Below are 13,096 nucleotides of genomic sequence, written 5' to 3'. Positions count from 1 at the left end.
AGCGTTTGACTCTTCGCCCCCTTGACGAAGCGAATGAAGCACATTGCGTAGGCTCAAGGTTGGGGATCGCCCCCTTGCGAAAACGGCTTGAGCGGAAGTCAAAAAAGGCCCGGAAAGAATTGAGTCGGTCGGACTTTCCGGCACACCTTTGCTGCTCGGATTCCGAGACTGCGATATGGCCATTCGTAGCGCGGAGCACGCACAATTTTCTTGACTCTGTGAGCAAAAAGTCAATAATCAAGCCGTGAGTCAACACTACTGCCCACGGACGAGGGCGGGAAACATAGAAGTCATCATGCGGCGCTAGTGAATGGTTGGACCATCATGAATGCCCGCAGTGAATCGGAAGAACAGTTTATGAGTCAGTGCAAAAACGTTTTTGAAGCCATTTTGCGTTACGGCCACGATGAAGATTTCGTGCCAAACGAAGAAAACGGCTTCGAAGCAACGGACGCACCTGCAGGCAGCTCCGACAAGATCGAAGTCTTGCGTCGCCGTGTCGAACTAGGGCAACCTCTTTGGCACACCACCGACCGCGTCGACTACAGCGGCCTGACCGGTGCGATTCGTCCCCGCGAGTAATCGTGCAGCGAAAAGCTACCGAGAATGACCCAGACCCCGCGGTTTTCGCCGCGGGGTTTTTTTATGCGCCGACGGTTGTTCCGATCGAGTTAGTCGTCGATCGAGTCAGTAGTCGTCGGGCCGGTTCTCATTGGCCAATCTCAAACTGGCCCGTGGGAACCGGCCCCTACGTGAATACCGGCCTGCGGTGGAATGCTAGTTGCCCGGTGCCATCAGGCTGGGACCGTAGAGGTCGTTGACGTCGCTGGGGTAACGGTACGAGCGGCCGTCTTGGAAGGGGCCTTCGATCGGCGCCGGTAGGTCCGATGGCGACAGGTGTGTGAAGACGCCCTGCATTGCATTGATGATCGGTTCGCCCACACCTTGTTGATGGAGCGAGATGATTTCCGAAACGGCCAAAGATCGAGTCACGCCGCGAAGTTGGATCTGACGCACGATCATCGACTCGCTCAGCCCGCTGCGAACCATCGCGACAACGTCATCGGTCGTGATGGCTTGCGGCGATATGCCAGACGATGTGATCGGCTCGGCAAATGGAGGAGTTGCGTACTGGGGCGACGAGTATGGTGGTGACGAATACTGTGGCTCGAAAACTTGCGGCGCATAATAGTCTTGGCGGTGGGCCGAATACGGCACAGCTCCATACGCTGGCATTTGCGACGGATAGACGTGTTGGGGATGAGTCTGGGCCGAGAATCCAGGATAGCCGCTGTGATAACGTTGGTCGTGGTCGATGCGCTGATCCCGAGCATCACCGATCGCTCCGCCAGCGACCGCACCGACGGCTCCGCCAATCAAGGCACCTGCGGTTTCGTTATTTCCTTTGTCACCGATCGCGACGCCAATCGCAGCACCGGCAAGTCCGCCCAAGATCGCCCCGCGTCGACGGTTCGAATGGCTTTGCGCACAGGCTTGTGAAACGGTGACGGAAACCAGCAGAGCTGCGAGAACAATTCGCTTGAACATGGCAATAACGCATCGATGGCGTGGAAGGTGGTTTGAACTGAATGCATCAATTGCATCCACCAAAAGATGCCACACGCAAACCAATCGACCAGAAAAATGCACCGATTTTGTCGATAAAGTCGCTCGGGCAATCCATTCCGCTTTCCACGGACAGCCAGCAATAACGGATCAACCGCTACTGAGTGTCACGAACCAAGATGCTTGGCCCATAGGTTTTTGTCAGCCGCTCGGGCGAATCCAAAATGGACGTTCCGATCGAGGGTGCGGCCATGGCCTGTGAAGGGATGTTTTGGGCGATCGGCGTGGTCGATCGAGGCGTGGAGGACCGGCTAACCGTCGACCGACCGAATCCGCGATACCGGTTCGACGGGTCACGGGCATCGGCAATCCCCATCGATACGATTCCAACAGAGGCAGCGACGAACAAACGGGCGTAGAAACGAATTGACATCCGGCAGGACTCGAAACGCGTAGCGGAATGGGTGAGAGTGACAACAACCAACAACTAGGCAGGACGCGGCAATTCGATGAATGTCAGGTCTGCCCGGTTGCTGGGCTCGCCCAATTGCGTGGCTTGTTGTTACAAGGCTCGCCTAGTTACAAGGCTCGTTTGGTTGCGAGGCTCGTTTGGCAACTCTTGCACACAAACCCGATACCCGCAAAAAAACGAGTTGCCGGTTGATTCACTAACCGCCCGGCTACATTTCGCTTACGATTGAGCCAAACTGGTCGACTTGTTCCTCTTATCCCAATGCCGATGTCTATCGATCCATTTGAACGATTTGAGTCTTCGCGAGGTGGGCTGCTGATCCCTGTCGGATTGTTCATCATCGGTTCAATCGCCACGACCATTGCGGTCGCGGCGCTGCATCGCATCGAAATTCCGGTCGTAACCGAGCCAAAAAAAAATCGTCCGGTTGTTGAAGCGGCCGAGGAAGCCACGCCCGCTCTGACGAGTGACGTTATCGCCCCATCCCGTCCAATTCCTCAAGAAACCGCCGAGCCGACACCCCAGTGAGTGACGCAAACCAAGTTGCCATCGCCGCGCTTCGCAGCGCCGTTGCGATAGCGCCCGACAACGTCGAACTGTCGAATCAATTGACTCGCTTGTTGGTCGAGCTGATGCAGTACGACGAAGCCGCGGCGAACGTCCGTACGTCGTTGTCACTGAATCCCGGCAACGTGATGCTGCAGTTGTCCCTCGCCGACATCTATTTCCGGCAACGCAAAGACTCGCACGCGATGGCTATCGTCGAAACCTTGGCGTCGGGCAAGAACGCCGACCCGCGGGCAATGGTGATGCACGCCCGTCTGCTGCAACGTTCGGGTGATATCCGCGCCGCCGTGTCGACGTATCGTGACGCCGTCGATCGCGACGAGGATGCTGCGGACGCGGAACTAGAAAGCTTGCTGGGTATCACCGAGTTTCGTGAGCAGGACGAAGAGTCGGAACCGCAGGGTGCCGCTTGGCAGGACGGCGACCTCGATGACGACGAGCCTGAATTCGAAATGTTGCAACCGACCGAGGGATTCGAATCGGTCGGCGGAATGGAGTCGGTCAAAGAAGATATCCGCGTCAAAATCATCTATCCGATCGAGCACGCCGAAATGTTTGCGGCTTACGGCAAGAAAGTCGGCGGGGGCATTCTTTTGTACGGACCACCGGGATGTGGGAAAACGCACTTGGCGCGCGCGACGGCCGGCGAAGTAAAATCGGGGTTCATGTCGATCGGCATCAACGATGTGCTGGACATGTGGATTGGCAACAGCGAGAAGAACCTGCACGCTTTGTTCGAACAAGCTCGTCGAAGCAAGCCGTGTGTGCTGTTCTTTGACGAAGTCGACGCGCTCGGGGCCAGCCGCAGCGACATGAAACGCAGCGGCGGTCGTCAACTGATCAACCAGTTTCTTTCGGAACTGGACGGTGTTGAATCGAACAACGACGGGCTGCTTTGTTTGGCCGCGACGAACACACCATGGCATTTGGATTCGGCTTTTCGTCGTCCTGGGCGATTTGACCGGATCATATTCGTTCCGCCACCCGACGCGGCGGCGCGAGCCGAGATTCTGCAGATTCAATTGGCTGGCAAACCGACCGACGACGTCGACGTCGCCAAAGTCGCAGCGAAGACCGATGATTATTCGGGCGCTGACTTGAAAGCGGTCGTTGACCGGACGATCGAGAGCAAACTGCACGAAGCGGTCAAAACAGGAATGCCCAAACCGATCACCACCAAAGACCTGTTGGTGGCGGCAAAGGACGTTCGTCCATCGACCCGGGAATGGTTTTCGACGGCCCGCAATCACGCGCTCTATGCCAACGAAGGCGGCTTGTACGATGACATCCTGGACTATCTGAAGATTAAACGATGAGCGATCGATACCAGCGAGCACAAATGTTGGCCGGCACCGGTCGCATGGATTTGGCCGAGCGAGATCTCCGGCAAATGTTGGCCGAAGAACCTCGCGATGCGCATGCCCATGCGTTGTTGGCGTTGGTGATTTTACCGGACTCGGCGCGATTCGACGAAGCCACCGAAGAAGCGAAGATGAGCGTCGGGATCGAGCCCGATTCGCCGTTCACGCACTACGCGCTGTCGCAGTGCTATCTGAACCGCGGCCGGTATGCCGAAGCCGAGACGGCGATCCTGGAATCGCTGCGACTGGAACCTTATGACGCGGACTTCTATACGGTTCTGGCTCGGTGCCGATTGTCGACCCAGCAATATCAAGCGGCGCTCGATGCGGCTGAACAAGGATTGTCGGTCGATCCCGAACACATCGACTGTGCGAATTTGCGGGCGATCACGCTGGAACGTTTGGGCCGTGGTGACGAAGCCATTTCAGCGGCCCGCACGAACCTGGCTCGGGATCCGGACAACTCGCTTTCTCATGCGGCGCTGGGCTGGACGCTGGTCAACAACGGCAAGCACCAAGAAGCACAGGTGGCTTTTCGCGAGGCACTTCGGCTCGATCCGACCGACGAAATGTCTCGCCAGGGACTGATGACGGCGATGAACAATCGCAGTTTTGTGTTTCGGATGATTCACAAATTCTATGTCGGAATGAGCCGGTTGAACTCGAAAGCAGCTTTCGGGATGATCTTCGGTGCGTGGTTGTTGATGCAGATCCTGGGCAGTTTGGCCGGGCGGATTCCGGCGTTGGGACCGTTGATTTTTCCGATTCTGGTTTGCTATGTCCTGTTTGTGGTTCTGACTTGGATTGCCAATCCGTTGTTCAACACGGTGCTGCGTTTTCACCCGTTCGGGCAACATCTGCTGTCCCGTACCGAACGATGGGCGTCAAACTTAATTGCCCCCTGTCTGTTGCTGGCGATGTTCGGCTTGTTTGTAGGCTGGCGAACAGACGGTTTGGTGCTGGGCATTTTTACCGGTGGGTACTGGGTTGGCGCCGCAGTGATTGTGGCGGCAGCGTTTGCGATGCCAACACCCCAGCGACGAATGCTGGTCGGCGGCGCTGGAATTTTGGTCGCATGCGTGCCGATCTACGGTGTGGTCCGGTCCGTGTTGGACGTTTCGTATGATCCGTTTTTTGGTAGCTTCCAAGCGTTCGGTTACAGTTTGCTAGGCATTCAAATCGGCAGTCAACTGATCGCCGCACAGCCGGTGCAAAAGTAAACGGCTTGATTGGTCTTCGGTCCGGTAGACAAGACTGCGATACCAACGAAGATGAATGACGTGGAACGACTTCACCGTTTCGTCAGCGAACGAGCCAACAAGAAATTGAACTCAGTGGTTTCGGGCTACTGTGCGAACGTACTTTTGAAAACTCGACCGAGAAGACGTACTTGTCCAACTTTTCGATCCCCCCCAAGACCACCACGAGACTGCGCGTTGGATCGCGAGTCGGCAAGTATCGGCTGGATCGTCGGATGGGAACCGGCGGTTTTGCGACCGTGTATGCTGCGACCGACACGCTGCTTGGAATCAAAGTCGCGCTCAAGATTCCGTCTAGCGAACTGATCTCGCCAGAGATGCTCGAAGAGTTTCGTCGCGAGGCCCGGCTGACGATGAAGTTGGACCACCCCAACATTTTGCCGATCCGAGACGCATCCTTCATCGATGGCCAGTTCGTGATTGTGTCGCCACTCGCGCAACGGACGCTGCATGATCGATTGGGGAAGCGAATAGCATTCGAAACCGCTTTTGATTTGCTGACCCAGATCATCGAGGGCGTCGCTCATGCCCACGAACACGGAGTGATCCATTGTGACATCAAGCCTGAAAATATCCTGCTATTCGATGACAACTTGGTCAGGCTGGCGGATTTCGGAATCGCCAAAGTAGCGCAGAAAACGATTAGCAGCAGCGGGACCGGAACCCTCGGCTACATGGCGCCTGAACAGGCGATGGGAAAACCATCGACTCGCAGTGATGTTTTTTCGATCGGGCTGATTAGCTATCGGATGTTTTCGGGCAAATGGCCTGAATATCCGTTCACCTGGCCGATGGTCGGCGCGGCGCGGCTTCGCCGGCGTGCGCATCCGGACCTAATCGCTCTCATCCGCAAAACCATCGAAATCCTCCCCCGTCACAGGCATCGCGACGCGAACGTGTTGCTTGCAGACTGGGAAAAAGTGCGACTAAAGGCCATTCGATTCTCGAGACGCTGATCGACGAAAGGCTACAATTAAGAAGCCCCCGGCCATCGGTGATCGGGCTTGCCGTTTCTCCGCTAGGCCCAGCCGGGCTAGAGACCTACCTTTCGCCAGACCACCATGCTTACCACTGTCGCCCAGCCGCTTCGCCGCCTCTTTGTCGAATCTGACATGGAAGTGCCCGAAATCATCGATGTGACCTCCGGTCATGTCGCGGTTTTTTGTCGAAGGTGCCCAAGCAAGATTGAACCGAACGATGATTCGGCAGCCATGATCCAAACGGTGTCCGGCGGGATCGTGATGGTCGTGGCCGACGGAGTGGGCGGTTGCCCGCTCGGATACAAGGCATCAGCGATCGCGGTTGAGTCGATTATCGAAAGTGTCCACGAAGCGGCTCCTCTTTCGGATCTTCGTCCAGCAATTTTGGATGGCATCGAACGAGCCAATGAAGAGATCTTAGATTTGGGGATCGGCGCGGCGACGACACTTGCGGTGGTCGAGATCCAGGACCGGGTAGCGCGGGCGTACCAAGTCGGCGACTCGATGACGCTGATGATCGGGCAACGCGGTGCACTGAAGTGGAAATCCACCCCACATTCACCGGTTGGCTATGCGATCGAATCAGGAATGCTGGACGAAGCCGATGCGATGCACCATGACGAACGACACTTAGTGTCGAACTTGGTTGGTTCACGTAGTATGCACATCGAGATTGGCCCGGCGAGGCTATTGGCCGCCAAAGATACGGTCATCGTAGGCAGTGATGGGCTATTTGATAATTTGCACGTTCGCGAAGTGATCGACTTGGCACGTTCGGGCAAACCGGTCCGCCGCATTTCGATGCTCGCCGATATGGCGACTAAGCGAATGACCGATCCTAGCGATGGTCAGCCTGGCAAACCCGATGACTTGGCGATTCTGATTTACTCGCCTTAGTGCTTTATCCCGGTAGCCGGCTGACAACTAACCCTTCGATCGCAAAATAGCGTTCATGATGGGTGGCGAGATACGGTCGGCGTACACCAGTGCTTTGCCGCCGGCCGACAGGATCACTTCGCTTTTGCGCGTCTTGATCGCCGCTAGAGCTGCCCGAGCGACTCGGTCAGGTGTCCAACGGCCAATGCTGCTCGACGTTTGATTAGCATCGGTATGGACAAGCGAATCAAAGAACTCGCTGTCTGTGGTGCTGGGGCTGACCAATGTGACCTGGATTCCTTGGGGCGCCAGTTCGGCTCGCAACGAATCGCTGAAGCCGTGGATCGCAAACTTGCTGGCACAGTACTCGCTCTTGTTCGCGACCGCCCGATGCCCCAATACGCTGCTGATGTTGCAAACCACCGCGGCGCGGCCGTGGGCCAAATGTGGAAGCGCTAAACGCGTCAATTCGACGGGTGCGAAAAAGTTCACTTCCATGATTTGTCGCAGCCGATCGGGCGTCGCATCCGCAAAAGGACCAATGCCACCGATACCCGCGTTATTGACCAACAAGTCAATCTCGCCATCGCGAACTCGAGCGGCTGTATCGATGATTGCCTGACGCGTCTCGCCGTTGGTGACATCGCCAACCAGGGGAATGACCTTGCCGACGGTTGGCCGCTGGGCAAGCGAGGCCAAGCGGTCCGCACGCCGAGCGACCGCGACAACGTTTGCGCCTCGATCGGACATCAATTCGCAAAGACAACGGCCGATGCCGCTGCTAGCGCCTGTTACGATTGCAACCGCGTTTTCAGGATTCCAACGGATCGGTCGTAAACGCACCGGGTCAAGCCACTTCGCTGGTCGGTGGATCGTCTTGCGTGACAATTTCCATCGGCTGTGCCGTTGGCGTTTTAGGCTTTGCCTCGCGATCGATTTGGCGGATCGCTTTGGCCGACTTGTGAACCGGTCCCATCGCGCCGGCCGGCATGCGAACATGGACGGTCGTAATCTCTTCGCCGAACTCTCGTGAAAGCACTTCACCTTTGGCCGACAAGTACGATAACAGTTTTCCGTCCGTCACAGCCACGTCGACTTCGACGTCCAAGAATTCTCGGCCCAGCGTTTCACCAACCACCTCGGTCAGCATCGCCAAGCCTTTGTTACTGCGAGCGCTCACCGGAATTGCGTTGGGATAGCGGTCGAGCACACGGTTGAGCACCGCTGGACTTTCGATCGCGTCGATCTTGTTGAGCACCAACAGCGTGTCTTTCTCTTCGATGCCGAGTTCTTTCAGCACTTCGTAGACTGCGGTGATCTGTTCGAACACCGTCGCACTGCTGGCGTCAGCAACGTGCAACAGCAGTTCGGCTTGGCGAGTTTCTTCGAGCGTCGACTTGAAACTAGCAACCAGCGAGTGCGGCAAATCGCGAATGAAACCGACCGTGTCGCTTAGCAAGACCGTGCCCCATCCGGGCAATTGCCAGCGGCGCGTCCGCGTATCCAAGGTGGCGAACAGTTTGTCTTGCGCCAACACATCTGCGTCGGTCAGCGCGTTCATCAACGTGCTCTTGCCGGCGTTGGTGTATCCGACGATGGACACCGTCGGTGACTCTTTGCGAGCGGCAACTTGTCGTTCGCGGCGATGTTCGACCTGAGCGAGTTCGGTCTGCAAATCGTGGATTCGCTTTTGTGCGATCCGGCGGTCAACTTCCAACTGCTTTTCGCCCGGCCCCCGCATGCCGACGCCCATCGCTTGTCGCGAAAGGTGAGTCCACATGCGTTTGAGTCGCGGCAACGAATACTCAAGCTGAGCCACTTCGACGGCCAGTCTGGATTCGTGCGTCCGAGCTCCGGCAGCAAAGATGTCCAAGATCAACTCGGTTCGGTCGACGACTTTTGCACCGACGGCCTGTTCCAAGTTACGCACCTGAGCGGGCGTCAGAGTGTTGTCGAAGATGATCACGTCAGCGTCATGCCGCTCGACCATCAATCGAAGCTCCTCGACTTTACCTTTGCCCAGGTAAGTCGAGTGGCTAGGGGTGGATCGTCGCTGCACCATCTCGTCGACGACTTGCGTGCCGGCGGTGGTGGCCAATCCATGAAGTTCTTCCAACGGATCTGCCTCGACCGGTTGGCCGGGCATGATCAAACGCGCCAAGATGCTGCGTTCGGGCGAGTCGTCTTGGACTTGGTGGGGTTCACGCGCAGTGATAAGAGCCGCTCCTTGGTTTGGTTTTGGTGTGGTCAGTCCACACCCGCATTATAGCTGAGAGTCGGAAAAGGAAGAAGGTTCGGAAATCGACCCGAAAACTTAGTTTCTGTGGTTGTGACCAGACGTGTCACGGCCCCTGCCAAGAATGTTTTTTGTCGGGCCAACGGAGGCTCAGACGGAAACGAAACTTTGCCGGAGACTTCCCGATGACTCAAATGTTGCTGTTCGATTCGGTCGCTGAAACCAACGTCGCTGTTGTCAATGTTCCCGTGGTGACCCCGCCCGCGGTCAACGTGCCGGCCAACAAAGCTCCTGTTGCTAAAACGGCTGCTGCCTCACATGCCCCTGCTAATCGAGTTGGCGAGCGACGCGAAGAGGGTGGGCTGAACCACATGGGCGATTTGGCTCGGCTGGTGCTGTTGCGATACGACTTGGTCGCCAAACGCCGCGAACAAATGGCCGCACGCCGCCGTGCCAAGTGAAACGTGCCAAGTGAAAAGATGGCAAGCGAGAATGACGCCTATTTCAACGGTGAAGTGTCCGCAGGCAAGTCGTTTTTGGCAGCCGCCTTTTTCGTGTCCACGATCACCACAGGCTCTTTTTTGACCGTTTTTCGGCTTCTTAGCATGGATGCCGTTAACAACGCGCCGAACAAGAACCCAATCGCCGTTGCCACCAACAACAAAACCGACAACGGAAACTGGGCGTCGAGCCACAACAAACGAACATCGGTCAATGTGTTGTTCTGGAGCGACATCGCCAGAGCCAGCAAGATGCCGACGATCAGGAAGAACCAGCGAATTTTCTGCATCCAATTTGCCTTTTGAACCGATTAAAGATACTGTACGTCGATACACTGCGTTGCTAGCATTGAGTATCCGGCCGTTCATCTGACTTTAACTGACCCGAACGATATCGGGGAGGCGAAACCATGGCATTCCAGCAAACGTTCGCTTTCGCCGCTGCAGCGAAGTCCGGCGACCGCTATTCGCTGAAAGCCCGGAAAACTTGGGCACCGGATCCGCTGAAATCGGAAAAACAAGCACAGCCTGACGCCTCTGCGAAGCTCGAAGCCCCCGCGAAGCTCGAAGCCCCTGCGAAGCTCGAAGCCCCTGCGAAGCCTGGTGCATCTGCAAAGTCTGACGAGTCGCCGCTGCCCACTCGCGACCAGATCCTGCGTGACCTGCGATCTCGGGCCGGTTGCATCAGCACGGTCGAAGCCGCTGGGCCAGTCGTCGAAACCTTCTCGACCGGAAACGCGGCCATTGACCAATTGCTGCCTCGCAAAGGACTGAAAGTCGACTCGGTTACCGAATGGGTCGGCGAAAACTATTCCAACGCGACCTGTGCGTTATCGCTGGTCACCGCCGCCCAGCAATTGACCCGCCACGCCGGACCGTTGGTCGTGGTGGCTCGCCCATCCGATTTCTATCCTCCGGCGGCTGTTGCGTTGGGCATCCCGGCTGACCGCATCATTTGGGTTCGCCCCAATCGGCACGCCGATGCGGTCTGGTCGATCGACCAGTCGCTGCGCTGCGAATCGGTTGCGGCGGTTTGGTCACTTGTCGGCGCCGAACTGGACGACCGGGACGCGCGGCGGTTCCAGTTGGCTTCGGAAATTGGTCGTACACCAGGCTTGCTGGTTCGCCCGATTGCCACGCGAGGCAAACCGACATTCGCGGAAACTCGATTCCATGTGGCGATGGAAAAGAACGTTCGCTTCGAATCGCGTCATCAAACGTCCTTTCCGGCCCTGCGAGTGATGTTGGACCGGTGCCGCGGATCGGCTGGCGGTATCGCCACCACCGTGATGATCGACGACCGCGGTCGAATGATCAGCCTGAACGCAAAATCAGCGTCCAGCAACACGATTCAGCCAAACACTGGCCGACCAAGCACTGCCCAGCCGAATCCAATTCACCCCAATCGACATCATGAAACGGCAGCTATGCGTTTGGCTTCCGAATTGGCCCATCCAAAGACGGCGGCTAATCGAACGACCCAGCAACTCGACCAGCGATCAGCCTAGCAACCAACTCAGCGGCGAGCCTGAACCGCTTTCCCCCACCAATCCCACGCCTCTTTTGCTGTGGGACGAACACGCACGGCGCGGACGCCAAGTCGTTGCCTGTTGCCCGCGTGTCCGCACGACTCGCGCCTGCGTGGGAATGTCGATCGCCCAAGCCCACGAAATGTGTTTGGCGGCGGGACTAGACGATGTCATCATCGAGCGGCATGATCCCGAACTCGATCGCCAAGCGTTTGACCAAGTCGCCTGGTGGATCCAGCAAACCATCACACCCACCATCGCCATCGAATCGCTTGATTCGTATCCTTGGGCTGGCCATCCGCGGCATCAATGCGAGTCGTTGATCGGCGACATTGCCGGTGTGACTCATCTGTTCGGCGGTGAAGCGGCGACGCTTGCCAAAGTCACTGACCTGCTGGCTTCCCTCGGACTGGCCTGCCGTCTGGCGATCGCTGATTCTGCGGGCGCCGCTTGGGCAGTCGCTCATGGCCGGATCGCCAAGTCTCACGCGCCAGCCGACCGCTGCTTTATTGTGCCGCCCGGCGAAAACCGATCTGCGATCGAAGACTTGAACGTGTCAGTGCTAAGAATTGCACCGGAAACCGCCGAAACACTCCGGCGATTGGGCGTCGAAACCGTTGGACACTTACTGCGGCTTCCTCGTAGCGGCATCGCACCCCGGTTGGGTGCCGCACTGGTCAAACGAATCGAGCATGCACTTGGTGAAGTGGACGAGCCGATCGCGACGTTTCGTGCCGAATCGGAACACATCGAAACTCTGTCGCTGGAATACCCGACCATCGACGCTGCGATCCTGGCCGACCGAATCGAGCGACTGACGATCAAGGTGAGGGCGGGCTTGGCAACACGCCAGCGTGGGGCACTACGCATGGAATGTCGCCTGGACCTTTCGATCCACCCGCCACTGACCCTTGATGTTGGTCTGTTTGCGCCATCGGCTGACGCAAAACACTTAAGCGGTCTCTTGATTCACCGTCTTGAACAAACTCGATTGCCGTCGGATGTCGACCGCATCACGTTGTCCGCAACTCTGACCGGTCCGCTTCGCACCGTTCAAACCTCGCTCTTCAATTCAGTTGCCGACATCAGTGATTCAAACCACTCAGCCGGCTCTCATTCATTACCTGGTCACTCTTTGCTTAGCGGTTCATCGATCAGTCGATTGATTGATTCGCTGAGTGGTCGACTCGGGCGCAGTGCCGTTGTCGATGTCAAACTTTGTCGTGATCCTTTGCCCGAAAGCGCCTACAAAACGTCGCCGTTAGCCGGCAACCAACATTCAGGTTCTAGCCGGACAAACCATTCATACGCTCGAAGATTCAAACGGCAAGTTTCGCGTCACCGCCAATCGGCGATCTCACAAAACTTGAACTCGCAAAATCTAAATCCGTTACCGACCGACGCGATGCGCAGACCGGTGGCCTTGTTGTCTTCACCATCAATGTTGTTGATCGCATTTGGCAATGTGCCCTTTGCCTGCGATACGCAATTAGGTTCGCTGCCCGATCGTTTGCGAGTTCACGGAGTGACTCACCGGATCGTGCGTTCGTGGGGGCCGGAAAGAATCGAAACCGGTTGGTGGAAAGGTCCGTCCATCAATCGTGATTACTACCGGGTTGAAACCGATCGCAATCAATGGTGGTGGATCTTTCGCCAAACCGTTCCAGGTGAATCAGGAAAAACAAATCTGCAGCAACGCCATCAACCGACTTACCGGTGGATGCTGCATGGATACTTTGCTTGACGACCT

General features: G+C 56.9%; 14 protein-coding genes. 9 read left to right on the top strand and 5 right to left on the bottom strand.

What is annotated here, in order from left to right; translation table 11 throughout:
* The first annotated feature begins 357 nt into the window (after positions 1 to 357).
* A complete protein-coding gene (locus Poly59_RS24250) occupies positions 358 to 582 on the top strand; it encodes a hypothetical protein (protein WP_146536659.1) in 225 nt (74 codons plus the stop codon).
* Positions 583 to 777: 195 nt separating this feature from the next.
* Here Poly59_RS24250 and Poly59_RS24245 read toward each other — a convergent pair whose 3' ends face one another.
* A complete protein-coding gene (locus Poly59_RS24245) occupies positions 778 to 1,548 on the bottom strand; it encodes a glycine zipper domain-containing protein (protein ID WP_146536658.1) in 771 nt (256 codons plus the stop codon).
* A 175-nt stretch (positions 1,549 to 1,723) separates the two neighbouring features.
* The gene (locus Poly59_RS24240) at positions 1,724 to 1,999 is read right to left on the bottom strand and encodes a hypothetical protein (protein WP_146536657.1); all 276 of its coding nucleotides are present in this window, start codon (positions 1,997 to 1,999) and stop codon (positions 1,724 to 1,726) included.
* A gap of 300 nt (positions 2,000 to 2,299) precedes the next feature.
* On the opposite strand from Poly59_RS24240, the gene Poly59_RS24235 reads away from it, so the two are divergent.
* The 5 genes from Poly59_RS24235 (at position 2,300) to Poly59_RS24215 (ending at position 7,102) form a co-directional block, all read left to right on the top strand.
* Entirely contained in the window at positions 2,300 to 2,566 is a 267-nt protein-coding gene (locus Poly59_RS24235) for a hypothetical protein (protein ID WP_186776484.1), read from the top strand.
* Complete coding sequence (locus Poly59_RS24230; protein WP_246151903.1) at positions 2,563 to 3,921, top strand: ATP-binding protein; 1,359 nt, start codon at positions 2,563 to 2,565, stop codon at positions 3,919 to 3,921. The genes Poly59_RS24235 and Poly59_RS24230 overlap by 4 nt, the downstream gene beginning before the upstream one ends.
* Entirely contained in the window at positions 3,918 to 5,186 is a 1,269-nt protein-coding gene (locus Poly59_RS24225) for a tetratricopeptide repeat protein (protein WP_146536655.1), read from the top strand. Before Poly59_RS24230 ends, Poly59_RS24225 begins: the two co-directional genes overlap by 4 nt.
* Positions 5,187 to 5,356: 170 nt before the next feature.
* Positions 5,357 to 6,181 (top strand): serine/threonine-protein kinase, encoded by an 825-nt coding sequence (locus tag Poly59_RS24220; RefSeq protein ID WP_246151902.1) that lies wholly within the window; start codon positions 5,357 to 5,359, stop codon positions 6,179 to 6,181.
* A gap of 105 nt (positions 6,182 to 6,286) precedes the next feature.
* The gene (locus Poly59_RS24215) at positions 6,287 to 7,102 is read left to right on the top strand and encodes a PP2C family protein-serine/threonine phosphatase (protein WP_146536654.1); all 816 of its coding nucleotides are present in this window, start codon (positions 6,287 to 6,289) and stop codon (positions 7,100 to 7,102) included.
* A gap of 27 nt (positions 7,103 to 7,129) precedes the next feature.
* On the opposite strand, the gene Poly59_RS24210 is transcribed toward Poly59_RS24215, so the two are convergent.
* Together Poly59_RS24210 and hflX are read right to left on the bottom strand one after the other, a co-directional pair.
* Positions 7,130 to 7,924: an SDR family NAD(P)-dependent oxidoreductase gene (locus Poly59_RS24210; RefSeq protein WP_186776512.1), complete on the bottom strand. Its 795-nt coding sequence runs from the start codon at positions 7,922 to 7,924 to the stop codon at positions 7,130 to 7,132.
* A 4-nt stretch (positions 7,925 to 7,928) separates the two neighbouring features.
* Positions 7,929 to 9,227, bottom strand: coding sequence for a GTPase HflX (gene hflX / locus Poly59_RS24205; protein ID WP_146536909.1), 1,299 nt, complete (start codon positions 9,225 to 9,227; stop codon positions 7,929 to 7,931).
* 275 nt (positions 9,228 to 9,502) lie between these two features.
* Between hflX and Poly59_RS24200 the strand changes: the two genes are divergently transcribed.
* Positions 9,503 to 9,778, top strand: a complete 276-nt coding sequence (locus Poly59_RS24200; protein WP_146536652.1) for a hypothetical protein — start codon at positions 9,503 to 9,505, stop codon at positions 9,776 to 9,778.
* A gap of 38 nt (positions 9,779 to 9,816) precedes the next feature.
* Here Poly59_RS24200 and Poly59_RS24195 read toward each other — a convergent pair whose 3' ends face one another.
* Positions 9,817 to 10,107 (bottom strand): lipopolysaccharide assembly protein LapA domain-containing protein, encoded by a 291-nt coding sequence (locus tag Poly59_RS24195; protein ID WP_146536651.1) that lies wholly within the window; start codon positions 10,105 to 10,107, stop codon positions 9,817 to 9,819.
* Positions 10,108 to 10,227: 120 nt separating this feature from the next.
* Here Poly59_RS24195 and Poly59_RS24190 point away from each other — a divergent pair, with 120 nt between their 5' ends.
* Positions 10,228 to 11,325, top strand: coding sequence for an ImuA family protein (locus Poly59_RS24190; protein ID WP_146536650.1), 1,098 nt, complete (start codon positions 10,228 to 10,230; stop codon positions 11,323 to 11,325).
* Complete coding sequence (locus Poly59_RS24185; RefSeq protein ID WP_186776483.1) at positions 11,231 to 13,090, top strand: Y-family DNA polymerase; 1,860 nt, start codon at positions 11,231 to 11,233, stop codon at positions 13,088 to 13,090. Before Poly59_RS24190 ends, Poly59_RS24185 begins: the two co-directional genes overlap by 95 nt.
* Positions 13,091 to 13,096 lie beyond the last annotated feature (6 nt).

It is taken from the genome of Rubripirellula reticaptiva, assembly GCF_007860175.1.
GTDB classification, from domain to species: Bacteria; Planctomycetota; Planctomycetia; order Pirellulales; family Pirellulaceae; genus Rubripirellula; species Rubripirellula reticaptiva.
This window is presented reverse-complemented; position numbering and strand designations above follow the sequence as displayed.

Coding starts and splice junctions, on each gene's coding strand:
- Poly59_RS24250 (WP_146536659.1), top strand. CDS start 358: ATGAGTCAGTGCAAAAACGTTTTTGAAGCCATTTTGCGTTACGGCCAC.
- Poly59_RS24245 (WP_146536658.1), bottom strand. CDS start 1,548: ATGTTCAAGCGAATTGTTCTCGCAGCTCTGCTGGTTTCCGTCACCGTT.
- Poly59_RS24240 (WP_146536657.1), bottom strand. CDS start 1,999: ATGTCAATTCGTTTCTACGCCCGTTTGTTCGTCGCTGCCTCTGTTGGA.
- Poly59_RS24235 (WP_186776484.1), top strand. CDS start 2,300: ATGCCGATGTCTATCGATCCATTTGAACGATTTGAGTCTTCGCGAGGT.
- Poly59_RS24225 (WP_146536655.1), top strand. CDS start 3,918: ATGAGCGATCGATACCAGCGAGCACAAATGTTGGCCGGCACCGGTCGC.
- Poly59_RS24215 (WP_146536654.1), top strand. CDS start 6,287: ATGCTTACCACTGTCGCCCAGCCGCTTCGCCGCCTCTTTGTCGAATCT.
- hflX (WP_146536909.1), bottom strand. CDS start 9,227: ATGCCCGGCCAACCGGTCGAGGCAGATCCGTTGGAAGAACTTCATGGA.
- Poly59_RS24200 (WP_146536652.1), top strand. CDS start 9,503: ATGACTCAAATGTTGCTGTTCGATTCGGTCGCTGAAACCAACGTCGCT.
- Poly59_RS24195 (WP_146536651.1), bottom strand. CDS start 10,107: ATGCAGAAAATTCGCTGGTTCTTCCTGATCGTCGGCATCTTGCTGGCT.
- Poly59_RS24190 (WP_146536650.1), top strand. CDS start 10,228: ATGGCATTCCAGCAAACGTTCGCTTTCGCCGCTGCAGCGAAGTCCGGC.
- Poly59_RS24185 (WP_186776483.1), top strand. CDS start 11,231: ATGAAACGGCAGCTATGCGTTTGGCTTCCGAATTGGCCCATCCAAAGA.